Source organism: Kitasatospora albolonga (assembly GCF_039535905.1).
Lineage (GTDB): Bacteria > Actinomycetota > Actinomycetes > Streptomycetales > Streptomycetaceae > Kitasatospora > Kitasatospora albolonga.
The window spans coordinates 48,164-70,182 of sequence record NZ_BAAAYB010000033.1; the positions used below are offsets into that span (position 1 = coordinate 48,164).

Genomic DNA, 22,019 nt, shown 5'->3' on the forward strand with positions numbered 1-22,019 from the left:
GTCGCCGCTGCCGACGGCGCGGATGCCCGTCGCCGCTCGGTAGCATCGGCGGGTCGCCGAGCACCAGGAGCAACTGTCATGTCGATGCCGCGCATCGGAGTCGTGATCGTGACGATGGGCACCCGCCCGAAGGAGTTGGCGGCCCTGCTGGCGTCGGTGGCGGAGCAGGACGTGCCGGCGGCACGGGTGGTGGTGGTCGGGAACGCGACGCCGCTCACCGAGGTCACGGCGGAGGTCACCAAGGTGCCGCTGGCGGAGAACCTGGGGTGTCCGGGGGGACGCAACGTCGGGTTGAGGTTGTTGCGCGAGTCGGGGGAGGCCGACGTGGTCGTGGAGTTGGACGACGACGGGCTGCTCATCGCGGACGACGTGTTCGGCAGGATCCAGGAGCTCTTCGCGGCGGAACCCCGGCTCGGGATCGTGGGGTTCCGCGTCGCGGACGAGCAGGGGTACACACTGCGGCGCTGGGTGCCGCGGCTGCGAGCGGGGGATCCGATGCGGCGGGGGCTGGTCACCGCCTTCCTCGGAGGCGGGCACGCCTTCTCGGTGCCGATGCTGGAACGGATCGGCGACTGGCCCGGGGAGTTCTTCTTCGGCCACGAGGAGACGGACCTGGCCTGGCGGGCCCTCGACGACGGCTGGGACATCCTCTACGAACCGGAGTTGGTGCTCCAGCACCCTCGCACCTCCGCCGCCCGGCACGCCGTCTACTACCGCAACACCGCCCGGAACCGGGTCTGGCTCGCCCGGCGTCGGCTGCCGTGGCTCCTGGTGCCGGTGTACCTGGGCGTGTGGATCGTGCTCACGCTGCTGCGGATGCGGTCCGCCCGGGGGCTGAGGGCGTGGTGCGGCGGGTTCGTCGAGGGGATCCGCACCCCCTGCGGGCCGCGCCGGCCGATGAGGTGGCGGACCGTCCTGCGGATGACCAGGCTGGGGCGGCCCCCGCTGGTGTGAGGGCGGGCGGCCGCCGGTCGGCCGTGTCGGTCAGGAGGTGCGGTCCTCGCGCAGCCCGGCGCGGTCGGTGACACCGCGAAGGTGCTCCTCGAAGTACCAGGCGGGGTCGCCGCCCATCCGGGCCAGCATCACCATGCCGGTGACGATCACGTCGCACACCTCCGCCCGGACGTCGTCCCAGGTGTGGGAGAAGCCCTTGCGCGGATTCTCGCCGAGGGCGCCGATGACGGCTTCGGCGACCTCTCCGCACTCCTCCTGGAGCTTGACGGTCTGCACCAGCCACTGCTGTTCGAGCGGCAGGCTGGACGCCGAACTCAGGTGCTCCGCATGGACGTTGATGCTCTGCCAGGTCTCGTTCACGGAGTCGATGATGGCGTCGTTCGATTCTGGTGTTCAACCCGGGCGGTTCCCGGCGAACCCGGCCCGAACGGTGCCTTTTCGATCAGGGCCTTCCGCCGCTCCCGGCCGGAGCCAGAGCCAGAGCCAGAGCCGGGGCCTCGGACCTCGGAGCGAGGACGGGGCCCGCTCGGCTATGGTCGCGTGACCGCCGCCTCGGCGATCTTCGACTCACAGGGGAGCCACGCAAGGTGTCATCGATACCCGACCCGCACGGTGCCGTCGCCGACCGGCCCGCCGACAGCCCGGTCGCCGGAGCGCCGGAGCCCGAACCGGCCGGAAGCGACCGCGGGGCGACCGCGGCGCTCGTCCTCGGGGCGCTGGGGTTCACCGGGATCGGTGCGCTGGCCGGGATCGGCGTCGGCCTGGCCGCGCTGCGCCCGCAGGGCGGCCGTCCGCGCCGGCGGCGCGGGCGCGCGGTCACGGGTGTGGTCCTGTCGGCGGCCTGGCTCGTGGCGCTGGCGCTGGTCGTCCCGGGACTGCTGGACCGCCCGGCCCCGAAGGTGGCGGGGAAGGCCCCTGAGGAGAAGACCCTGCTGGTGGAGCTGACCACGGGTCAGTGCCTCGTGGAGGTGGTCGGGGTCGGCAGGCTCGAGGACGCGCTGGCCACCGTGCCGTGCGACCGGCCGCACCACGCGGAGGTCACTGCCGTGGCCAGCCTGCCCGGTCGTGAACTCCCCGACGACGCGGTGCTCGACCGGAAGTGCGCGGGCATGCGAGGGGACTACGCCCCCGACGCCCTGCGGCTGCCCGACGACGCGGGAAACCGAATGATCATCGTCGACGATCACATGAAGGTCGTCTGCCTGATCGAGACGGAGCAGGCCCGCAGCGGTTCGCTCCGGCAGGACGCCGGCCTCCTCTCCACCAAGCAGATGGCCTACCTCGCCGCCACCCGCGACCTGGAGGTGCTCCTGACCACCTGGCCGGACAAGGCGGTCGCCGAGGCGGCCGAGGAGCACCGTGAGTACGCCCGCCAGGTGGCCGACGCCGTCACGGGCACCCGGGCGGCGATCGACGGCCGCGACTGGGGCAGCTCCAAGAAGCCGCTGGTGGACAAGTACCGCCTCGAACTCGACGAGCTGGCCGTCCTCGCCCGGACCGTGCGCACGGACCAGAACACCGCGACGGTGGAACGGGCCGTCGCCGACCTCCAGGACCTGGCCTTCGGCCCCGCCAACCGCGACCTGCGGAAGGCCATCGGACTCTCCGGCTGACCCGGGGACACGGTCCCGCTCGTGAGCTCCGCGTCGCCGGTCACCGGCGGGTCGGGTCAGAGCCGCAGCTGCCCGTCGAAGCCGTCGTGGCCGGCGCCGGGTGCCGTCAGGGCGAGCCAGCCGTGGCCGCGGACCGGGGTGTCGGCGTCGATCGTGGCCGGGTCCACCGACAGGTGTGCGGCGGCGGTGTTGACGTCGGTGGTCTCCGCCCGGCCGGGGTCGTCGGCGTAGGCCTCGTACTCGTCCGGGTCCTCCGCGAAGTCCGCCTCGGTCAGCACGGTCTCCCAGGGCAGCGGCGTTCCGGTCCACTCGGAGTCCTCGTGGCGCCAGTAGCCCCGGACCACCTCGCCGTCCTCGGCCGCCGCCCAGATCACCGCGTCGGCGAACGGGTCCTGGTAGTACACCTGGGCCCGGCCGCACGCCTTGCTGAGCCGCTCGATCACCTCGTGCAGGCCCCAAGCAGTCGTCCCCAGCGGCTCGTTGGCGTAGATCAGCCGCCAGCCCGCGTACTCGGGCGTGACGTACACCCGGTGCACCGCCTCCGGTGCGTACTTGGTGTCCTCCTGCTGCGCCTCCTGCCCGTAGCGCGCCGTCACCGGGATCCGCTCGTGCAGGCCCAGCACCTCGAAGGCGGCCTCGTACGTCTCGCCCGGCACCGCCAGCCACCAGTGGTCGGGCTGCTCCTCGGGGCGTTCGGCGGCGAAGGCGGCGCGGGCGAGCCGTTCCCGTTCGGCGCGGTCGTGGCCGGCGGACGGGGAGGTGGCGGGCAGCACGTCGACCAGGCGGGCGAGATCGGCATCGGCGGGGATCGCGGTGTTCATTCCGGCGAGTCTAGGCCGACCGGCTGACGCCGCGTCACGAGGCGGGCGGGCCCTGGCCGTGGGCGGCCGTGCGGCGTTCGCGGACGGTGACGGTGAGGAGGGTGCCGAGGTTCAGGGTGAGGATCAGGAGGAAGCCGAGGCCGTCGAGGCGGGTGAGCAGGTCGCCGGAGGTGAGGGCCTCGACGGAGCGGCGGACCAGGGAGACGGTGGCCGGGACGACCAGCCAGCAGAGGTTGGCGAGGGCGATCAGGATGCCGAGGACGTGCAGGGGGAGGTAGCGGCGGATGATGCGCTGCTCGCGCTCCGGGATGCCGGTGAGGGGGGTCGGGGGGCGCCCGCGCAGACGGTTCGTCAGGTTGTGCAGCATCAGGCGGGCGTCGGCGTTGAGGTTGCCGAGGCGGAGCCAGTTGGTGAGCACGTAGTAGAGGTCGGTGCGCAGGAACACCGCGCACTGGAAGACGAACTGGACGGCGCACAGGTAGGCCACGGCCCGGGCGTAGCCGCTGTCGAGGCCGGACAGGCGCAGCGTCCAGCAGACCAGCAGGACGGACAGGTCGAAGGTGATGCCGGCCAGGTAGGGGGCGTAGCGCTCCTTGCGGGGGAGGGCGCGCACGCCGGTCATGTCGGTCTGGGCGACCAGGAAGTACATCCGGCGGCCGACCGACAGCGAGCCGACGCAGCCCCTGGCGCGGGCGGTGAGGAGGTGGGCCAGCTCGTGCAGGAAGATCAGGGCCCAGCCGATCAGGGTGAGGACGATCATGCTGGTCATCGGGCGGGGGTGGACGAGGGCGTCGCCGGAGCGCGGGAGGAGTTCGGGGCGGGCCAGCAGGAGGGCGGGCACGGCGAGCCAGACCAGGGCGTACAGCACGCGCAGAGGTGGTGCGAGGAGCCAGCCGACGGCCGACTGCGGGAGGCCCGACAGCAGCCGCCATCCGCGCGGCCGGGTGGCCTCGGCCGTGGTGTCCTCGGCCTGGACGGCCCGCCCGTCGATCGCGCGGACGAAGCCGCACTCCTCCAGGGCGGCCAGGAAGTCCGCCAACTCCGGTGCCGATCCGTAGCGTTGGGTGAAGCGTTCGCCCGCCTCGGCGAGGGTGAGGCCGCTGGAGAGCCACTCGATGACGGCCACGCCCTCGCCCGGGAGGCCGATGAAGGTGCCGGTGTCGGGGCGCCCCACCTCGTGCACTCCGTCCTCGGGCGGTCCGATGTGCAGCGGGTGGAGTTCGACGGTGCTGGTGTCGGTCAGCGGGGTGGTCATGTCCGCTGCCCCGGAGTGGAGTCGGCGGGGACGGAGCAGGACGGGCAGTCGGGCCGCCGGATGCCGTCCGCGTACTCGATCTCCATCCGCTGGAGGTCGAGGACCAGCCGGCGCCCCCGGATGGCCGGGACGGCCGCGCCGGTGAGCTGCTTGGTGACCTCCAGCGCGGTGATGTTGCCGACCAGACCGGCCACCGGGGCGGTGCAGGGGTTGACCCCGGTCTCGCCGAGCTGCTCGACGATGTAGGTGGCGGCCGCGGCGTAGTCCGCGGACTGTTCGCGCGCGGTGCGCTGGACGCAGTCGAAGCAGGCCGTCTCGCGCGGGACGTGCAGGAACGCACTGACCGTCAGGCCGGAGTTGCCCGCGCGCACCCACGGGACGTCCTCCGCCAGGGCCGCCGCGTTGAACCACTCGTAGATCCGCAGCCGCGGCCGGTCGGCCGCGCAGACGACCAGGTCGCGGCCGGTGGTCCAGCGCCGGGCGTCCGCGACCCCCGCCACCCGGGCGACGTGCGCGGTGACGGCGGTGTGCGGGTTCACCGCGGCCAGCTGCTCGGCGGCGGCCTCCGCCTTCGGGCGGCCGATGTCCGAAGCGCCGTACAGGACTTGGCGGTTGAGGTTGGAGGGGTCGACCACGTCGTGGTCCACCAGGGTCAGCTCGCCGACGCCGAGCGCGGCCAGCGACAGGGCGGTGAAGGTGCCGAGGCCGCCGAGGCCGACCACGGTGACCCGGGCCAGCTTGAGGCGCTCCTGGTGGTCGAAGCGGGTGGTGCCGGGCTGGTGGAAGTGCGAGAAGAACTCGAAGTTGCGGCGGTAGCGCACCACTTCGGCCTCGCTGAGCACCGCTGGGGGCTCGGCTGCGGCGTCCTCCAGGAAGCCGGCCTCGTCGAGACCGGCGACGGCCGCCGCGACCTCCTCCGGACGGACGGCCGGGTCGAAGCGGAGCATCGACTCGATGACCTGGGCCGTCGTCAGGGTGCCGTCGAGGAGGTTCAGCAGGTGCCAGGTGTGCCCCCGGGCGTCGTCCTGCAGGTCGGCGGCGATGCCGAGGTCGGTGCCGAGCCGGATGCGGCCGTCGCCGAGGGGGATCGGGGGGAGGACGGGCTTCACTCTGGGCCGTATCACGGTGGTTCCTCTCCGCGCGCTGCGGACCGGGAGGGGAGTCGGCGGAGCGGCGGGGCCGCGGCCGACTCCCCGGCCGGGTGTGGATCAGCAGTCGTTGGTCAGCTCACAGCCGGCGGTGGTCTCGATCTTCTCGAGCCGGCGGACGACGATCGCCATGGGACACCTCCCTCCCGGGTGTCGGTGCGTCTGCGGGCCGTGGCCCCGGAGTCGCACCACCATCACCCGCCCGGGGTCCCGGGCACATGGGTCCGCCGTCCCCTGTTCGGGCGCGAGGGTGTGGGCGGGATGCGCGGGTGGGGGACCGCAGTGCGGAGCGGGATCCGATCAGACCTTGGGGGAGAGGCCGAGGTCCACGTTGTTGGCCGCTCCCACGGAGTCCACCGCGGCGCTCTGGGAGAGAGTCTTCCCGAAGCACACCGACCAGGAGTTCGCCCCGACGCCCGAGGAGGAGCAGGCCCAAGTGCCTAGCGGACCGGCGGAGTTGTAGAGGTCCATCGCCGCGTGGACCGAGAAGAGGGCGGACCGGTTGTTGCGCACGATCACGGCTCCCTGGACGGAGCCGCCGCCCGCCGACCTGATCGCGCAGACCTGGGCGAGCACGTCGGCGGCGATCGTCCTGCTCCCGGCGCAGTGCCAGGTGGCGGAGCTGGAGGTGATCGGGTTGGTGTTGCCGTACGCGCGCCAGCTGCCGCTGTCCGCGGCCGTCGCGGGGGCGGCGGTCACCAGGCCCAGCCCGAGAGCGGAAGCGGCGACGGTCGTCCGGGCTGCGGTCGATCGTGTGATGCGCATGTGGTTCTCCTTCGGGTCTTCTCCGGAAGTTCCCCCGTGAGCAGGCGGTCCGAGTCTCCGTCAGTGCTCCGTGTGCTGACAACTTCCGTGCCGTGAGGGGTGGGTGGAGGAGGTGGCGGGGCGCGCCGGGCGGGCGAGCAGCGCCCCGGTGGCGAAGGCCGCTGCCGCGAGGCCGGCGGACAGCCGGAGGCCGGCGCTGAAGTCGTGCGAGGTCGCGGCCAAGGTCCCGAAGAGGGCCACGCCCACCGCACTGCCGATCTGCCGGGCGACGTTGAACACGGCCGTGGCGACGCCCGCACCGGCGGGCGGGGCGGTCTCGACGACGGCGGCGACGGCGGCGAGGGCCGTGGTGGTCTGTCCGAGGCCGGTGGCGATCAGGGCGAAGAGGAGGGCCGGGTAGGGGGTGTCGGGCCCGGCGAAGGTCCAGCCCAGGAAGCCGGCGGAGCCGAGCAGCAGGCCGGCGAGCATCGGGAGGTACGGGCCGGTGCGGGCGGTCACCCGGCCGAACAGTGGGGCGGCGAGCAGGCCCATGGCGGCCGAGGGGAGCAGGGCCAGGCCGGTCTGCAGCGCGCTGAAGTGGCGCTCCTGCTGGAACTGGAGGGTGACCAGGAAGAGCATGCCGTAGTAGCCGAAGCTGATCAGCAGTCCGATGAGGGTGGTCGCGGCGAAGGCCCGGGAACGGAACAGCGACGGAGGGAGCAGCGGCGTGCGTGCGCCCTGCCCGCGCTCCAGGCCGCGCTCCAGGCCGCGCTCGACGAGGACGAAGGCCCACAGGGCTGCCGCTCCGAGGCCGAGGGCGGAGAGCGTGACGGGGGAGGCCCAGCCGCGCGGGCCCGCCTCGTTGAGGCCGCCGGCCACCCCTGCCAGGCCGAGGACGGCGAGCAGTTGGCCCGCCGGATCGGACGACCGGGGCGTCAGGCGGGGCTGGGCGGCGGGGAAGTGCCGCAGGGTCAGGAGGAGGCCGAGGACGCCGACGGGCAGGTTCAGCCAGAACACCGCCCGCCAGTCGGCGGCCGCGACGAGCAGCCCGCCGACCGCCGGACCGGCGCCGAAGGCGACCGCCGCGACGGCACCCCAGACGGCGACGGCCCGGGCCCGTACCGCGCGGTCGGGGTAGACGGCCTGGAGCAGGGCCAGCGAGGCCGGGACGAGCAGCGCGGCCCCGGCGCCCTGGCCGAGCCGTCCGGCGATCAGCGCACCGGGGGTGGCGGCCAGGGCACAGGCGGCGGAGGCGGTAGTGAAGAGGCCGAGCCCGGCGAGGAACGTGCGGCGCGGGCCGTGCCGGTCGGTCAGGGCGCCGCCGAGCAGGAGCAGCGCGGCGAAGACGGTGCTGTACCCGTCGACGATCCACTGCAGCGCGGAGGCGTCGGTGCCGAGGTCGGAGCGGACCGAGGGGAGCGCGACGTTGACGGCGGTGACGTCCAGCATCACCAGGAAGTAGCCGAGGCTGAGGGTGAGCAGGGGTGCCAGGGCGAGCCGGTCCGGGCGCGGATGATCCCGGAGGCCAGGTGGGTGGTGGGTCGCTGCGGTGGTCATGGTGACGAGCATCGGCCCCGGACGCTTCGTCACCCGACGAAACGTGCCGGGCCTAGGGTTGGGGTCGTGCCCAACGCCAGTGACCGTCGCGCCCCTGCCTTCAAGTACCAGACCGACGTCGCGCGCGCCGCCGCGCTCATCGCCGATCCGTCGCGGGCCGCCATCCTCAAGTGCCTCGGCGACGGCCGCCCGCTCACCGCCGGGGCACTGGCGGAGGAGGCGGGCATCGGTGCGGCGACCGCCAGCGTGCACCTGGCCAAGCTGGTCGAGGGCGGGCTGGTCACCGTCGAACGCCAGGGCAGGCACCGCCTCCACCGGCTCGCCGGACCCGAGGTGAGTGCGGCGCTGGAGGCCCTCGCCGTGATCGCTCCGCCGCTGCCGGTCACCTCGCTCAAGCAGGGCAACCGCGCCAACGCCCTGCACCGGGCCCGCTCCTGCTACGACCACCTGGCCGGGCGGCTCGGCGTGGCCCTGATGCGCGGCCTGCTGGAGCGCGGCGTGCTGACCGGGCACGACGGTGTGCACCGCCCCGGCGAGGCCGTCCGCGACCGACCGGCCTCCTACGGCCGCGACCTCGCCTACGTCCTCGCTCCGGCCGGTCGGCCGGTGCTCGCCGAACTCGGCATCGACAGCGCGGAGTTGGCGTCGCGCCGTCCCGCCGTCCGGTACTGCGTCGACTGGAGCGAGCAGCAGCACCACCTGGCCGGCGGCCTGGGTGCCGCACTCAGCGCGCGCCTGTTCGCCCTGGACTGGGTGCGCTGGGGCCCCAGCCCTCGGGTCGTCCACCTCACGGAGGCGGGCTCGCGTGGGCTGAACCGCACCCTCGGGGTCGTCCTCGGGGAGTGAGGACGACGTCAACCGGCGGAGTTGGCGGAGGAGTTCGGGGCTGCGGATCCGGACCACCACCCTGTGCCCCGACCCGCTCTGACCGGCCGTCAGGCCGGGCAAACGCGAATCCGGTTCGAGGTTCGTCACATTGCGCGTCGTTGACACGTTCTTGACCATCCCTTTAGCTTTGGCATGGCGACCTCAAAGGGGTCGTTTGCCCACTCCTCATCCCGGAGGTGCCCGTGGAACAGCTCATCGCCAAGATGACCCAGGACGACAAGTGGAAGGGCTGGGTCGCCGTCAACTCGGCGTCCACCGCCAAGGACGGCTGCATCAGCGTGGCCAAGGAGGGCTGTATCAGCGTCGCGAAGTCCGGCTGCGTCTCCTGACGCACCACCGGTAGCCGGGTGGCCGTGCCGGTGCCCCGGCCCGGCCACCCGTGCGTGGACCACCCAGCCGCCCGTACCCACCCCGGGGGTGACAGTGAACGGCCAGCCGACCGCCGACGTGGTCGACCGGATCAAGGACGTCCCGATCTACCGCAGTTCGATCGAACGGGGCCACTTCCCCGTGCTGGAGAAGCCCGAGATCGCCCGCGGCTTCCCCGGCAACTGGATGACGCCCGCCCTCGCCGCCGCCCTGGAGGCGGGCGAGGCCGAGTACGTGCTCTCCACCGGGACCAACCACGCCCGGATGCAGATCATCCGCCCGCCGTACTTCCTGCTGCACTCCTACTACCGGCTGTGGAGCGAACACCCCGACCTCGCCGCGAGCTGGCGGGAGGGCTGCCGACGGGTCTCGCTGACCACGGTGCTCGCCACCGAGCACGTCGCCCGGGTCAACGCCCGCAAGCGCGGGGGAACCGCCGTCGCCGAGCCGGAGCTGGACGACCGGCGGCTGGACGGGCGCACCGTCTACCTCAACCTCCGCCTCGACCCGGCGGGTTGGAGCCGTGGTGAGGTCGAGCGGATGCTCGGCGAGATGCGGGAGGCCGCCGCGGCGCACCCCCAGGGGCGCTACCTGCTGGACTGCTCGTCGAGCCACCTCGCCCATCTGGTGCGGAAGACCGACCGCTGGGACCTGTGGGATCGGTTCCCCCGGCCGGCCGCCATCGTGCACGCCTACGAGTACACCCCGCGCAACGTCTCCCGGTACCTCCGCGAGCGCTTCCACTGCCCGGTCGTCGACCTCTTCGGCAGCACCGAACTCGGCTACCTCTACTACGCGGACAGTGGCGGCGACTACCACCCCTACCTGCACGGCATGAGCGTCGAACTCCTCCCCGTCGCCCCCGGCAGTCACATCCACAGCCTGATCGTCACCAGCGTGCGCAACCCCTGGATGCCGCTGGTCCGTTACCGTTCCGGCGACTGCGTCCGCACGGCGGACGGCTCCGCCGACCCGGAGCGGATCACCCGCTTCTGCGGGCGGGAGAAGGAGCTGCTGGCCGGTCCGCACGGGCCCGTCGCCCAGGGCGATCTGGACGACGTGGTCAGCGACATCGCCCCGCAGGTCTTCCTCCAGCACCTGGCCGTCACCGAGGCCGGTGGCGCCGTGCTCCACTGCACCACCTTCGACGGCCTCCCGCCCGGCCCGGCCGAGACCGGGGCGCTCGCCCGCGCCGTCCGGGACCTCACCGGCCGGCCCGGCCGGATCGCCCACCACCAGCACCTGCCGATCGGCGCGTCCGGCAAATACGCCTGGCTCGCGGCCGACGGCCGACCAGCGGACGGAGCCCGATGACCAGTCAGCCCTCCGGCACCCCAGGTGTCCCCGGCACCTTCGTCACGGCCGCCGAACTACGGTCGCTGCTCGGCGAGGAGCTGCACGCCGAGGCCGTCGCCCAAGCCGCCGCCATCACCGGGGACGGCCCGCAGGGCGCCGAGCGTCAGGTCCTGGAGTGCCTGCGCTACCTCTACCTGATCTCCCGTCACCGGGACGCCCTCGCGGGGTTGTTCCTGCCGGTCGAGCAGCACATCGACGAGGTCTGGCACTTCCTGATCCTGCAGACCCGCGAGTACGCCGCCCTCTGCGAGCGCCTGCCCGGCGGCTTCTTCGTCCACCACCGCAGCATCGGCTACGAGGCCTACCAGCAGGAGCCCGGGCGGGAGGTCGCAGCGGAGCAGGCCCTGCGCTGGATCCCGCTCTACTGCCGGGAGTTCGGCCCCTTCGACGAGGAGGCGACGGCGCACTGGACCATCGTGCGCTACCTCCACCAGCAGCTCGACATGTCGCTGGCGGAGATCTCGTCCCTCCAGCCGCTCGCCGCCGGGTGAGCGCCGCCGCGGCCGCCACCCCGGCGGCCCTCCCGTCCGCCGACCCGCCCGAACAGCGCCGCACCCTGGCCGTCCTGATCGCGGCTCAGACCCTCAGCGGCACCGGGCTCGCCGCGGGCATCACCGTCGGCGCGCTGCTCGCCGACGACCTGCTCGGCTCGACCGGCCTGGCCGGTGTGCCGAGCGCCCTGTTCACCGGCGGGGCCGTCCTCGGCGCCCTCGCCATCGGCCGACTCTGCCAACGGTACGGCCGCCGCCCCGGACTGGCCGCCGGCTACGCGGCCGGAGCGCTCGGCAGCCTCGGCGTGGTCGCCGCCGTGGCCGCCCAGCACGTCGCCCTGCTCCTGTTCGCGCTGCTGGTGTACGGGGCGGGCACCGCCACCAACCTCCAGGCCCGCTACGCCGGTGCCGACCTGGCCGCGCCGCACCGGCGCGGCCGGGCGGCCGGCGTGGTGCTGCTCGCGACCACCTTCGGGGCGGTGGTCGGGCCGAACCTGGTCACCGTCTCCGGCGAGGCCGCCGAGGGATGGGGCATCCCGCCGCTGGCCGGGCCGTTCCTGCTCGCTGCGCTCGCGTACGGGGCGGCGGCGGTGCTGATCGGGGTGCTGCTCAGGCCCGATCCGCTGCTGCTCGCCCGCCGGCTGGCCGTCGGTGCGGCGGACTCGGCCGAGGCGCCCGCGGAACGTCCCGCGGAACGTCTCGCGGAGCCGACCACCGGTGCTGCGGCGTCCCGCGGGCCCGGGGTGGCGACCGGACTGTGGGTCATGCTGCTCGGCCAGGCGGTGATGATCGCCGTGATGACGATGACCCCGGTCCACCTCGGCCACCACGGACACGGCACCGGCGCCGCCGGACTGGTCATCGGCCTGCACGTGGGCGCGATGTTCCTGCCCTCCCCGGTCAGCGGCTGGCTGGTGGACCGCTTCGGGCCGCTGCCGGTCACGGCAGCGGGCGGGCTGACCCTGGCGGCGGCGGGCGTCCTCGCGGCGGCCGCGCCTGGTCACTCCGTTGGCGCCCTGGCTGTAGCCCTGGTGCTGCTCGGCCTCGGCTGGAACCTCGGCCTGGTCAGCGGGACGGCCATCGTCACGGCGGCCGTTCCGGTCGAACGGCGGGCGAGCGCCCAGGGATCGGTGGACGGCGCCCTCGCCGTCGCGGGCAGCACCGGCGGACTCGCCTCCGGGGTGGTCGTCGCCGCCGGCGGCTACCCGGTGCTCGCGGTCTGCGGAGCACTTCTTGCCCTGCTGGTCGTCCCCGTCACCGTCGCGGCGGCCCGGGGCCGGGTCCGGGGCCGGGGCGGGGTCAGGGGCCGGTGAGCACCCGGGGCAGCCGTTCCGCCACCGCGTCGGCGAGGCCCTCGAACTCGCCGCGCAGGAAGGGGGCGGCGAGCCGGGCGAAGCCGTGGAAGCGCAGGGAGGCGCGGTAGTGCACCAACGTGCCGCCCCCGTCGGCCGGGCGGACCGCGATGTCGTCGGTGGCGGTGACGGTGCGGTTGCGTCCGACGAACACCAAGCGCCCCGGGTCGTACCGCTCCAGACGGTAGGTCAGCTCGGTCAGCCGCCCCCGGAACCGTGAGGTGTTCCGCCACTGCGCCCCACGGACGACCGGCCCGCCGTCGAGACGGACACAGGCCTCGGTCCCCGGGTCCCACTCCACGGTGTTCGCGAAGTCGGCGAGGTAGTGCAGCACCTCCTCGGCCGACCGTTCGACGCGCATGCTGCGCTCCACGCTGATCATCGGTCCTCCCGCTCGCGTCCGTCTGCCGGGCCGGTGCCCTCGGTGGGTGTTCGGCGCCGACCCGCCGGCGGATTGCGCGCCGGGTCCACGGGGTGCGGCTGTGAGGGGGGCCACCCGTTGGTGGTGGCGGGGCCGACGGTCCGTGGTCGTGTCCTTGCGGTGGGTCGACGATGTGCCCGGCGTCACCGTCCGGGCGGGGTGACGGGGGCCACATCGGGGCCCGGATGGATCTTGCGGTGGGTCCGGCGGGCCCTTGGAATCGGGGGTCCGGGCTCGGCCGTACCTTCGGTAACGCCGCCCTGAGCTGGCATTTCGCCGAAATGCTTGTCCCAGACCCCCGACCGCTCGTAGCTTCGTAACCAGTGCACAGCGCACCACCCGGGCCCACCACCCGCGGCCCCCGCCCCACAGGCGGCCGGGCACACGCGGTCAAGGTGACCGGGGCGGCCCACCACACCCCTCGTGTGAACAGCCGCCCGCCGCGTGCGACACCCCGGAGACCCAGCCCACTGTTCAGGGCCCGCTCCGTGCTGTCCGCCCCGGGACTTCCGAAAGGATCTGCATGACCTTCCGTCACGAGACCACCGCCACCTCCACCTCCGTCAAGCGCAACCGCCTGCGGATGGTCCTGGTGGGCGGTGCTGTGGCCGCCCTTCCGGTTGCGGGCCTCGTCACGGCCACCTCGGCCTCCGCCGCGTCCTCCTCGACCTGGGACTCGGTGGCCCAGTGCGAGAGCACCGGCAACTGGAACATCAACACCGGCAACGGGTTCTCCGGCGGCCTGCAGTTCACTCCGAGCACCTGGGCCGCCTACGGCGGCACCCAGTACGCCTCCTCCGCCGCCCAGGCCACCAAGGGCCAGCAGATCGCGGTCGCCGAGAAGGTCCTCGCCTCCCAGGGCCCCGGCGCCTGGCCCGTCTGCTCCGTCAAGGCCGGCCTCACCAAGGGCGGCGCCCCGGCCCAGACCGACACCAGCGCCCCGGTGAAGTCCACCAAGCAGGCCGACCAGAGCACCAAGGCCGCGCCGAAGAACGACACCCAGGCCGCCTCGCGCGGCACTGAGCGCAAGCCCGTCGCCAAGACCACCCCGGACACCGCGGCCGCCCCCGCGCAGAAGAGCACCGGTGGCAGCTACACCGTCAAGAGCGGCGACACCCTCGGCGCCATCGCCGCCGCCCACGGCGTCGACCTCACCACCCTGTACGGCAACAACGCCCAGGTCATCGGCAGCGACATCGACATGATCCTGCCCGGCCAGGTCCTCAGCATCTGACCCACGGTCGGAACCGGCAGACCACGAAGCTCCCCTTCACCGACCCCGGTCGGTGAAGGGGAGCTTCGTCGCGTCCGTGACCTGCACCTGGCCTGGCCGCCGATCCTCGGCGAGCTTGGCGCGGGCCCGTTCCTGGAGTCCGTGGCGATGGCGGCCGGTCTCCAGCCGTTCGGCGATCTCCTCCAGGATGAAGCCGAGCCGTTTTGCGCAGCCCTTCGGCGCTCACGGCCGGCCGCCGTCGGTGCGGATCCGGTCATGCAGGGCGGTCAGCACGGCCTCGTGGGATCGGTCGACCGCGACGCCGAGCTGCACCTCGCCGTCGACCAGGGTCACGGTGAAGGTGAAGAACGAGCAGCACCCGCTCTCCCGTCCCGCCAACTCCCGCACCTGCTCCTCGACGCCTTCGCCCCCGGCGAGCAACAGGTTCAGCCGGAGCCGGTCCGGTCGGGAAACTGTGGTCAGGCGGTCGGCGAACAGCGCGTCCCACTCGGCCACCCGCAGCGGCTGCTCCACCGTCGGCAGGGTGCACGAGGTCGGCACCCAGTTCAGCTCCGTCATCGGCCCCGCTCCTCGTGTCTCCCCGTACGCGGTGCGCGCCGGGGACGTCTACGACGGTAAACCTGTACCTGGGTACAGGTGGCAAGCTCGGCGTGAGGCCCCCGCGTCCGCCCCACGAGCCTTTCGCCCGGCCGGCCGAGCGGGCCGGTGAGTCCTACGGGATCGGTCGGCCCGGAGATCGTGCCCAATTGGTGCTTGCGGTGCGGGTCTTGTGCTTGCGAGCATCGCGACTGCAGCACCGCCGACCAGGCGGAGCCGTAGCCACACGGGGGAACCAATGCGCATCTCACGCCTGCTCGCAGCTGCCCTGCTCACCGCGCTCGCCGTCGGCGTCACCGTCCAGCTGGGAGTGGCCGACGGCCGGGCCGGTTCTCCGGCGGAGCTCGGCTACATCAACATCAACAACAGCGTGCTCCCTTCGCCCAAGCCCGTCTGAGCCCTACTGGGCAGGGATGGCCGGGGAGTCCGGTAGTGATCTCCCTGCCCCATCCCGGCTGGCGGAATCCAAGGACTGCCCCGTCATAGATTCCGGCGGATCGGGGCGCGCCCACCACATCGCCCGTCCGTGACGGTGCGGGCCTTCGCCGTGTGAGGTGAGGGGTTCTCGCAGGTCGACGCGGTGTCGTCCGATGACACGCTCGACCGCTTGGGCCAGGTTGTTCAGCAGATGCCAGGCATCCGCCACCTGCACGGCCCGCGGGGCTCCAGCCTGGGCCCACTCGCGGAACGAGCCGGCACGGTCGCGGCAGACGACCCGGACCTCCGGATGGTCTCGCAGCCAGGTGGCGAAGGTGCTGGTGGCGCGGTCTGCCAGGATGTCGACAGGGTGACGGGTGGTCATGTCGACGAGGATTGTCGCGTAGGTGTCAGCGGACACGCCGAGATGACTCTGGCGCGGATTCCGTGAAAGTCGCCTACAGGTGTTGCCAGTTGGCAGTCACGGCGAGCTACACCGAGTCAGTTGCCGGTCGGGGCCAGGTTGTCGCGGGTCTCCACGTACGCACAGAGTTGCGTCCAGGTGGAGACCGTCCGGCCGTTGGGGGATGGGGGCGGTGGCGTGTGGGCATGCTCGCCGACCAGGATCAGCCCGGCGTGCTCGCGTGCGGCTACGCCGTCGTCCGCGATGATCACCTCGGTCCGCTTCCAGCTTGGGTGGTAGCGCCGCTCGGGGATCTCCGCCAAGTGGGCCGCGTCCGGCAGGCCGGGCCCTGGATGGTCGAGGAACCGGACGACCGGGCCCGTTGAGCAGCCCACGTCCGCAGTGCCGACCACCCGGATCAGGTACGGTTGCCCGCTCCTTGCCCGGTACGCGTACACCCGGCCGGGGACGGTCCGCGCCGGTTTCGGGAGGCGGACACGGACCGGGCGTGGTTCGGGTTGCGGGCTCTCCAGGCGGGCTCGGAGCCGTTGCAGGACGGCAGCACGTCGGCGTACCTCCGCGGCCCCGGCTTCCTCCCAGCGTTCCAGGTCGCCGCCGGCGTCCAGCATGGTGAGGGCTTCCTGCCGGGCGGGCTCGCTCAGCCGACCGAGCCTGAACTGGGTGTCCGCCAGTGTCAGCCGCACCACGACGTACTCGTCCGGATCGGAGAGTTCCTCGGCGAAGGCATTCAGCACCCGTGCCCGGGCTTCCTCCGCATCCGCTCCCGCTTCCAGAGCCTCGCGGTACGCATCACGGACACCGCACGCGGTGTCGTCCGAGTACAGCCCGGTTCCGTACGTTCCCACGCTCTTCTGGGTTGCGTCCAGGGAAGTGGTGTACGGGTTCTACCCGTTCCGGGGGTTTCGTCCCGGTGACGGGTGTCGCCTGAGAACGTAGAACGGCCACCGGTTGATCCTTCGAGATGTCTGACGTCACGAAGAGGAGACCAACACGATGACCGCACCCGACAGTCTGCCGCTTGCCGCCCTCCTGGAGGAGAACCTCGCCTCGGCGAGTCCCGACTTGTTGCGGGCGATGGTGAAGACGTTCGCGGAGGCGATGATGTCCGCGGATGTGGACCGGGCCTGCGGCGGCGAGTACGGCCGCCCCGGCGAGGACCGGGTCAACTCCCGTAACGGCTACCGGAACCGGGACTGGGACACGCGTGTCGGCACGATCGACCTGGCCATCCCGCGCGTCCGCTCCGGGACCTACTTCCCGAGCTGGCTGCTGGAGCGCCGGCGCCGGGCCGAGCAGGCCCTGGTCTCCGTGGTCGCCACCTGCTACCTGCTCGGCGTCTCGACCCGGCGGGTGGAGAAGCTCGCCGAGAGTATGGGTGTCACCCAGCTCTCCAAGTCCCAAGTCTCCGAGATGGCAAAGCACTTGGACGAGCGGGTCGCCGAGTTCCGAAACCGCCCACTTGACCAGGGCCCCTACACCTTCGTCTGGGTCGACGCCCTCACCCAGAAGGTCCGTGAGGGCGGCCGCGTCGTCAACGTCCACTGCCTGGTCGCGGTCGGGGTCAACAACGAGGGCCAGCGCGAGGTTCTGGGCCTGGACGTCGCCACCAGCGAGGACGGCGCTGGCTGGCTGGCCTTCCTGCGCTCGCTGGTCGCCCGCGGCCTGGGCGGCGTCAAGCTCGTCGTCTCCGACGCCCACGCCGGCCTGGTGGACGCGATCGGCGCGACCCTGCCCGGCGCGTCCTGGCAGCGGTGCCGAACGCACTACGCCAGGAATCTGCTCTCGCAGGTCCCCGAAGTCCGCCCAGCCCTGGGTTGCCACCCTGCTGCGGACCGTGTTCGAACAGCCCGACGCGAAGGTCGTGCGCCAGCAGATGGCGACCGTCATCGCCGCCCTCGACGAGCGATTCCCCAAGGCCGCAGAGCACTTGGAGGCCGCCCGCGAGGACCTGCTGGCCTTCGCCGCTTTCCCCTCGCACGGTCTGGAAGTCGATCTGGTCGAACAACCCGCAGGAGCGGCTGAACAAGGAGATCCGGCGCCGCACCGACGTCGTCGGGATCTTCCCCGACCGCAGCTCGGTCATTCGCGCTGATCGGCGCAGTCCTGGCCGAGCAGAGCGACGAATGGGCCGAACAACGCCGCTACATCGGCTCCGAGATCCTCGGCCGCTGCCGCCTCCACCCGATCGAGGGAGAAACCCCCGACGAGACCACCCCGACCGCACTCACCGCATAGCCTGAAAACGGATCACCGAGTGGCCGTCGATACACCACTCCAGCGGACGTGACCCTCTTCTGTCCTTCCGTCCGCTCACCGTCGGCCTCGGCCGGAACCGCTCGGAACCCGGCATATGAGCGGTGACCTGCACGAATTTTCGCACCCCGCCATCCCGGACCACCACCCAGCCCGCACAGGGCGCGGACCGTCCTGGGAGGCGACTCCTGTAAACGGCCGGGGCGCACGTTCCGTGAAAGCCACCCGGGGATGCTGCCAGTTAGCGATCATGACGGGTGTCTGTTGCTGATCTTCTGGCCGTCCTGTTCCCTCAGTTCGCGTTGTTGCACGTCGAGTTCGTCGGATCGGCTGGCCGGTCGGTCCGTGTTCACGCCCGGGGCCGGACGGCCGGCGCGAGCTGCCCGGGCTGCGGGGCCTGGTCCGAGCGGGTTCACAGCGGTTACGAGCGGCGGATCGGCGACACCGCGGTCTGCGGGCAGGAGCTGGTGCTGCACCTGCGGGTCCGCCGGTTCTTCTGTGACAACGAGGAGTGCGGGAAGCGGACCTTCGCCGAGCAGATCCCGGGCCTGACGTTCCGGTACGGCCGGTGCACGGTGCCGTTGCGGAAGGTCCGTGAGGCCGTCGCCCTGTCGCTGGGCGGCCGGGCCGGTGCCCGGCTGGCCGAGCACCTGGCGGTCGGCGTCGGCCGGGACGCTCTGATCCGCCTGATCCGCGCGCTGCCGGACCCGGCCACCGAGCCGGTGCGCGTGCTCGGCGTCGACGACTTCGCCTTGCGCAAGGGTCACCATTACGGCACGGTCCTGATCGATATTGAAGGCCGCCGTCCGGTCGATGTCCTGCCCGAACGGTCCGCCGACGGCCTTGCCGCCTGGCTCACCGAGCACCCCGGAGTCGAGGTGATCTGCCGCGACCGGGCCCGCTACTACGCTGAGGGCGCGGACCGCGGTGCCGGCACCGCCACGCAGGTCGCGGACAGGTTCCACCTGTGGCAGAACCTTGGCGAGGCGGCCGAGCGAGCCGTCGCCCGCCTCCGCCAGCAGTGGGTGCCGCCCGCGCCTGAGAAGGAGGAAGTGGTGCTGCCCGAGGTGGCCGACGGGCGGCGGGTTCAGCGAACCCGTGCGCGGCATGCGGCCGTGCACGCGCTGGTGAGCAAGGGCGTCCGCCACAAGGAGATCGTCGCCGAACTGGGCCTGGACCCGAAGACCGTCTGCAGGTTCATGCGCGCGGCCACCCCCGAGGAGCTGATCGGTTCGCGGCCCAGTGGCCGACAGAGCAGTCTGGACGGCCATGCCGCCTACCTGATCGCCCGCTTCAACGAGGGCTGCTACAGCGCCGACCGCCTCCACCGCGAACTTGCCGAGCCCGGACTGACCGTCAGCGAGCGGACCGTGCGCCGCTTCGTGCACCGGCTGCGTGAGAACGCCAAGCCGACCACCCACACGCCGATCCCCAAGGTCCGCGAGGTGACCTGGCTGATCCTCACCCACCCTGACAACCGGTCAGAAGCCGACCGCGTCGTCCTGAAGGAACTCCGCGACCGCAGCCCGGACTTGGACGCCGCCTGCGACCTCGTCACCCGGTTCGCCTCCATCCTCGTCAACCGCCGGGGCCAGGAAGAACTTGAGCAGTGGACCGCGGATGCCGAGAGCAGCGTCCTGCCTGAACTGCGAAAGTTCGCCACCGGTCTGCGCAAGGACTGGGACGCCGTCCTGGCCGGCCTCACGCTCCGCTGGAACTCCGGCCCGGTCGAGGGGCACGTCAACCGCATCAAGATGATCAAGCGCCAGATGTTCGGCCGAGCGAAGCTCGACCTCCTCCGCAGGCGCGTGCTCCTCACCCGGCCGTGAGGGCTGGGCAGTCAGTCAGGGGACTGCCCTATCGCCACAGGTCAGCTCCGTCACGCCCACTGGGATCCATCGTGAGGAGATCCTCGTGCAGACCCGCGAGGACGCGCCCCGTCGGAGAGAGGTCCTCCCCGGTCTCCATCACCCTCCAGCCGACTTCGACGCCCGAGGCGTTCACATCACCGCCGGCGTCAAGCTCGTCTAGCGTCGTGAACACCGACTCATAGGCCACTGCCCGAGCCAGGAGAACCAGGTCGGCCCGGTCCGCGCCGGCGGCAAGGAGCCGCTTGGCGGCTGGGAGTTGATCGAGGGCACCCGGATCGGCCCAGTCGTTGATCGGACTACGCCACAGGCTTCGGAGCAGCATGAACCGGGCGAGCTGCGGCAAGTCCTCGCTCAACTCCGACCTGACCCAGTCCGCAGCGTCAGCCGCACCAAGAGCATCGAGCTGGGCACGCAACGACAGTGCCAGGGCCTGCGACTTGGCATCCAGGCCGTTCAGCCACGCCTGCCACTCTGTCTGGGGATCACTCACCGCACCAGCATGCCCTATGGCCACCACGGGCTGACCAGGGGATCGCGCCGATCACGGAACTCGCGCCAGAGCCGCCGAGATCCGTTCTGACGGTCAGTCGAATGCCTTGTGGGCAGACAACTGATCTCCCTGCCCGGTGTGACAAGTAGTCACCTGGTCAGGTGTACGCACGCCGCTGTGGGCTGGGTTGGTCAGGCCTCGCGTATGACGCCGTCCCGGTGGTCCTGGAAGGCGTGCGAGCTCGTGGCGGCGTCGTGCGAGGCAAGGAAGGTGCCCTCGGAGATGTCGAGGACCCGGCAGCCGACCGCGTCGGCGATCCGGAACACGGCCGTCAGGGCGTCATAGCCGGTTCCCCGGACGTGCAGCATGATCGATTCGACGGGGTCGTCGGAGCCGATGTTCACCTCGACGGACCAGGCCGGGCCGGCGAGGTGTCCCCCAGGCCGGATCGGTGAGGTCGATGCCGGGGATCCGCTCGCGCAGGGCGGCCGCGACGTGCTCGCGTGAGCCCAGGGGGTCGGAGCGGAAGTCGTCCGGGAGTCCGTCGACCGCGGTGACGTCGGCGGGAGCGGGAAGCAGAAGCAGGTCCCAGCTCATGAAGTCCTCCGGATGATGTAGTGGTGACCGCCCCCGCAGCAATTACCGAACACCTCTGGCCAGGGCAGAACGCGCTTTTCAGGCTTTCCTGGCCGCCCGGCTGCTCTTCTGGAAGCTGCGCACCGGGAACAGGTGGTAGGACCAGGGGAATGCCTTGATATATCCAGCTGCTGCCTCAAAATGTGGCTTTGCCCGGTCGTGTTGTCCCGTGAGTGAATACCAGAAGGCGCAGTAGTTGTGCAGTGCGTGCTGGCCTTCGGTGTTTCCGTGCTCAAGCCATCCGTCGACGGCCTTTTCGATCGTGTTTCGTATGGAGTACTTGGCAGTCACCCCGAGCCGCTCACTGGCGGGGCTGTCGAACCATAGCTCGATGTAGGCCTGCACGATGTTCAGGTGCACGGGCGATCCGGCCGGAGCGGTGCTGCGCTGCTCCTCGATGGCGTTCTGCAGCACCGGGAAAGGGGTGCCCCACTTCGGGGACAAGGAGAGGACCATCTGTTCGTTTCCGTGCAGGTGAGCTGGACTGCGGCGGTCCAGTTCGGCGAACCGCTCCAGCGTCCGGCGGGGGCCGATCTGCTGGCCTCGGGCCATGTGCACGAGAAAGACCCATGGCAGCGGGTCCTCGGGAGCATAACCTGCGGCTGTGTAGCAGATCTGCTCGGCGCCGTGGAGGGTGTCCCGGAACCCGCGGAACGCGGCTTGGTCCGTCTGGCTGGCCCGCGCATACCCGCGAATCTGCCATGCCCTCAGAACCTCATGGGCTCCGCGAAGCGTCCAGGAATTCGCGTCGTCTGCCAGGTTCTCAAACGAGTGCTGGAGTGAGGTGGGGATTTCCGTCCCGTGCAGACGTACCAGTTCTTCGGCCGCCACGTAGGCAATATCAGCCCTGACGTTATGGTCGGAGAAATCTGCCATCGAATGGACCACGGATGATGTGTCGCCGCGCCGGATGGCATCGCGGGCGGCTATCAGCTCCGTGCGGCCGTAGGTTCGGTCCAGTCGAGCAGTTCGGAATGGCAGGAGCAGCGTTCTGATCACCTCGGAAGGATAGTCACACGGAGCACCTGGGCGGACTCCACCCCCCACCTCCGTCTCGCCGCTGCCAGTGCTGGGCCCTGGTGGCGATTGGGCCGGGCGGGACGGTGGCCAGCGCCGGCAGCGGTGACT

The 22,019-nt window shown here is 71.9% G+C and carries 23 protein-coding genes and 1 pseudogene; 11 read left to right on the plus strand and 13 right to left on the minus strand.

Features of this window, described 5'->3' with window-relative positions; translation table 11 throughout:
* Positions 1-78 precede the first annotated feature (78 nt).
* Positions 79-954, plus strand: a complete 876-nt coding sequence (locus tag ABD946_RS08375; protein ID WP_345281571.1) for a glycosyltransferase family 2 protein — start codon at positions 79-81, stop codon at positions 952-954.
* Positions 955-984: 30 nt separating this feature from the next.
* Here the strand turns inward: ABD946_RS08375 and ABD946_RS08380 are convergent, their stop codons facing one another.
* The gene (locus ABD946_RS08380) at positions 985-1,314 is read right to left on the minus strand and encodes a MazG-like family protein (RefSeq protein WP_345281573.1); all 330 of its coding nucleotides are present in this window, start codon (positions 1,312-1,314) and stop codon (positions 985-987) included.
* A gap of 227 nt (positions 1,315-1,541) precedes the next feature.
* Here ABD946_RS08380 and ABD946_RS08385 point away from each other — a divergent pair, with 227 nt between their 5' ends.
* Entirely contained in the window at positions 1,542-2,567 is a 1,026-nt protein-coding gene (locus ABD946_RS08385; RefSeq protein WP_345281575.1) for a DUF4190 domain-containing protein, read from the plus strand.
* A 56-nt stretch (positions 2,568-2,623) separates the two neighbouring features.
* Here the strand turns inward: ABD946_RS08385 and ABD946_RS08390 are convergent, their stop codons facing one another.
* The 5 genes from ABD946_RS08390 to ABD946_RS08410 all read right to left on the minus strand — a co-directional run bounded on the left by ABD946_RS08390 (position 2,624) and on the right by ABD946_RS08410 (position 8,092).
* Positions 2,624-3,388: a hypothetical protein gene (locus tag ABD946_RS08390; protein WP_345281577.1), complete on the minus strand. Its 765-nt coding sequence runs from the start codon at positions 3,386-3,388 to the stop codon at positions 2,624-2,626.
* A gap of 34 nt (positions 3,389-3,422) precedes the next feature.
* Complete coding sequence (locus ABD946_RS08395) at positions 3,423-4,643, minus strand: hypothetical protein (protein WP_345281579.1); 1,221 nt, start codon at positions 4,641-4,643, stop codon at positions 3,423-3,425.
* On the minus strand, positions 4,640-5,752 hold the full coding sequence (locus ABD946_RS08400) for a HesA/MoeB/ThiF family protein (RefSeq protein ID WP_345281581.1): 1,113 nt from the start codon (positions 5,750-5,752) through the stop codon (positions 4,640-4,642). The genes ABD946_RS08395 and ABD946_RS08400 overlap by 4 nt, the downstream gene beginning before the upstream one ends.
* A 339-nt stretch (positions 5,753-6,091) precedes the next feature.
* Entirely contained in the window at positions 6,092-6,556 is a 465-nt protein-coding gene (locus ABD946_RS08405) for a hypothetical protein (protein ID WP_345281582.1), read from the minus strand.
* Positions 6,557-6,616: 60 nt separating this feature from the next.
* Positions 6,617-8,092 carry an MFS transporter gene (locus ABD946_RS08410; protein WP_345281584.1) on the minus strand — a complete coding sequence of 492 codons (1,476 nt, stop codon included), beginning with the start codon at positions 8,090-8,092 and terminating at the stop codon, positions 6,617-6,619.
* 66 nt (positions 8,093-8,158) lie between these two features.
* Here ABD946_RS08410 and ABD946_RS08415 point away from each other — a divergent pair, with 66 nt between their 5' ends.
* The 5 genes from ABD946_RS08415 (at position 8,159) to ABD946_RS08435 (ending at position 12,509) form a co-directional block, all read left to right on the plus strand.
* Positions 8,159-8,938, plus strand: coding sequence for an ArsR/SmtB family transcription factor (locus tag ABD946_RS08415; RefSeq protein ID WP_345281586.1), 780 nt, complete (start codon positions 8,159-8,161; stop codon positions 8,936-8,938).
* A gap of 224 nt (positions 8,939-9,162) precedes the next feature.
* Entirely contained in the window at positions 9,163-9,309 is a 147-nt protein-coding gene (locus ABD946_RS08420) for a hypothetical protein (RefSeq protein ID WP_345281588.1), read from the plus strand.
* 94 nt (positions 9,310-9,403) lie between these two features.
* Positions 9,404-10,663 carry an acyl-CoA synthetase family protein gene (locus tag ABD946_RS08425; protein ID WP_345281651.1) on the plus strand — a complete coding sequence of 420 codons (1,260 nt, stop codon included), beginning with the start codon at positions 9,404-9,406 and terminating at the stop codon, positions 10,661-10,663.
* A complete protein-coding gene (locus tag ABD946_RS08430) occupies positions 10,660-11,196 on the plus strand; it encodes a glycine-rich domain-containing protein (RefSeq protein ID WP_345281589.1) in 537 nt (178 codons plus the stop codon). Before ABD946_RS08425 ends, ABD946_RS08430 begins: the two co-directional genes overlap by 4 nt.
* The gene (locus tag ABD946_RS08435; RefSeq protein ID WP_345281591.1) at positions 11,193-12,509 is read left to right on the plus strand and encodes an MFS transporter; all 1,317 of its coding nucleotides are present in this window, start codon (positions 11,193-11,195) and stop codon (positions 12,507-12,509) included. Before ABD946_RS08430 ends, ABD946_RS08435 begins: the two co-directional genes overlap by 4 nt.
* Here ABD946_RS08435 and ABD946_RS08440 read toward each other — a convergent pair.
* On the minus strand, positions 12,496-12,909 hold the full coding sequence (locus ABD946_RS08440) for an SRPBCC family protein (RefSeq protein WP_380149967.1): 414 nt from the start codon (positions 12,907-12,909) through the stop codon (positions 12,496-12,498). The genes ABD946_RS08435 and ABD946_RS08440 overlap by 14 nt on opposite strands.
* 583 nt (positions 12,910-13,492) lie before the next feature.
* Here ABD946_RS08440 and ABD946_RS08445 point away from each other — a divergent pair.
* Positions 13,493-14,203 carry a LysM peptidoglycan-binding domain-containing protein gene (locus tag ABD946_RS08445; RefSeq protein ID WP_345281595.1) on the plus strand — a complete coding sequence of 237 codons (711 nt, stop codon included), beginning with the start codon at positions 13,493-13,495 and terminating at the stop codon, positions 14,201-14,203.
* Between the two features lie 222 nt (positions 14,204-14,425).
* Here the strand turns inward: ABD946_RS08445 and ABD946_RS08450 are convergent, their stop codons facing one another.
* On the minus strand, positions 14,426-14,761 hold the full coding sequence (locus tag ABD946_RS08450; protein ID WP_345281597.1) for a hypothetical protein: 336 nt from the start codon (positions 14,759-14,761) through the stop codon (positions 14,426-14,428).
* A gap of 277 nt (positions 14,762-15,038) precedes the next feature.
* Here ABD946_RS08450 and ABD946_RS08455 point away from each other — a divergent pair, with 277 nt between their 5' ends.
* The gene (locus ABD946_RS08455) at positions 15,039-15,197 is read left to right on the plus strand and encodes a hypothetical protein (protein ID WP_345281599.1); all 159 of its coding nucleotides are present in this window, start codon (positions 15,039-15,041) and stop codon (positions 15,195-15,197) included.
* A gap of 3 nt (positions 15,198-15,200) precedes the next feature.
* On the opposite strand, the gene ABD946_RS08460 is transcribed toward ABD946_RS08455, so the two are convergent.
* Positions 15,201-15,638, minus strand: a complete 438-nt coding sequence (locus ABD946_RS08460; protein ID WP_345281601.1) for a transposase — start codon at positions 15,636-15,638, stop codon at positions 15,201-15,203.
* Positions 15,639-15,718: 80 nt separating this feature from the next.
* Positions 15,719-16,375 carry a hypothetical protein gene (locus ABD946_RS08465; RefSeq protein ID WP_345281603.1) on the minus strand — a complete coding sequence of 219 codons (657 nt, stop codon included), beginning with the start codon at positions 16,373-16,375 and terminating at the stop codon, positions 15,719-15,721.
* 259 nt (positions 16,376-16,634) lie between these two features.
* Here ABD946_RS08465 and ABD946_RS08470 point away from each other — a divergent pair.
* Positions 16,635-17,876 (plus strand): annotated as a pseudogene (locus tag ABD946_RS08470) (IS256 family transposase).
* Between the two features lie 275 nt (positions 17,877-18,151).
* Positions 18,152-19,723 carry an ISL3 family transposase gene (locus ABD946_RS08475; RefSeq protein ID WP_345281605.1) on the plus strand — a complete coding sequence of 524 codons (1,572 nt, stop codon included), beginning with the start codon at positions 18,152-18,154 and terminating at the stop codon, positions 19,721-19,723.
* Positions 19,724-19,751: 28 nt separating this feature from the next.
* Here the strand turns inward: ABD946_RS08475 and ABD946_RS08480 are convergent, their stop codons facing one another.
* The 3 genes from ABD946_RS08480 to ABD946_RS08490 all read right to left on the minus strand — a co-directional run bounded on the left by ABD946_RS08480 (position 19,752) and on the right by ABD946_RS08490 (position 21,890).
* A complete protein-coding gene (locus tag ABD946_RS08480; protein ID WP_345281607.1) occupies positions 19,752-20,255 on the minus strand; it encodes a hypothetical protein in 504 nt (167 codons plus the stop codon).
* Positions 20,256-20,446: 191 nt separating this feature from the next.
* Positions 20,447-20,659, minus strand: coding sequence for a hypothetical protein (locus ABD946_RS08485; protein ID WP_345281609.1), 213 nt, complete (start codon positions 20,657-20,659; stop codon positions 20,447-20,449).
* A gap of 271 nt (positions 20,660-20,930) precedes the next feature.
* Complete coding sequence (locus ABD946_RS08490) at positions 20,931-21,890, minus strand: hypothetical protein (protein ID WP_345281611.1); 960 nt, start codon at positions 21,888-21,890, stop codon at positions 20,931-20,933.
* Positions 21,891-22,019: the final 129 nt, after the last annotated feature.

What these genes read in the sequence shown, in the direction of transcription:
- ABD946_RS08405 (WP_345281582.1), bottom strand. Translation starts at nt 6,556, where the DNA reads ATGCGCATCACACGATCGACCGCAGCCCGGACGACCGTCGCCGCTTCC.
- ABD946_RS08430 (WP_345281589.1), top strand. Translation starts at nt 10,660, where the DNA reads ATGACCAGTCAGCCCTCCGGCACCCCAGGTGTCCCCGGCACCTTCGTC.
- ABD946_RS08395 (WP_345281579.1), bottom strand. Translation starts at nt 4,643, where the DNA reads ATGACCACCCCGCTGACCGACACCAGCACCGTCGAACTCCACCCGCTG.
- ABD946_RS08445 (WP_345281595.1), top strand. Translation starts at nt 13,493, where the DNA reads ATGACCTTCCGTCACGAGACCACCGCCACCTCCACCTCCGTCAAGCGC.
- ABD946_RS08440 (WP_380149967.1), bottom strand. Translation starts at nt 12,909, where the DNA reads ATGCGCGTCGAACGGTCGGCCGAGGAGGTGCTGCACTACCTCGCCGAC.
- ABD946_RS08410 (WP_345281584.1), bottom strand. Translation starts at nt 8,092, where the DNA reads ATGACCACCGCAGCGACCCACCACCCACCTGGCCTCCGGGATCATCCG.
- ABD946_RS08455 (WP_345281599.1), top strand. Translation starts at nt 15,039, where the DNA reads ATGCGCATCTCACGCCTGCTCGCAGCTGCCCTGCTCACCGCGCTCGCC.
- ABD946_RS08390 (WP_345281577.1), bottom strand. Translation starts at nt 3,388, where the DNA reads ATGAACACCGCGATCCCCGCCGATGCCGATCTCGCCCGCCTGGTCGAC.
- ABD946_RS08375 (WP_345281571.1), top strand. Translation starts at nt 79, where the DNA reads ATGTCGATGCCGCGCATCGGAGTCGTGATCGTGACGATGGGCACCCGC.
- ABD946_RS08450 (WP_345281597.1), bottom strand. Translation starts at nt 14,761, where the DNA reads ATGACGGAGCTGAACTGGGTGCCGACCTCGTGCACCCTGCCGACGGTG.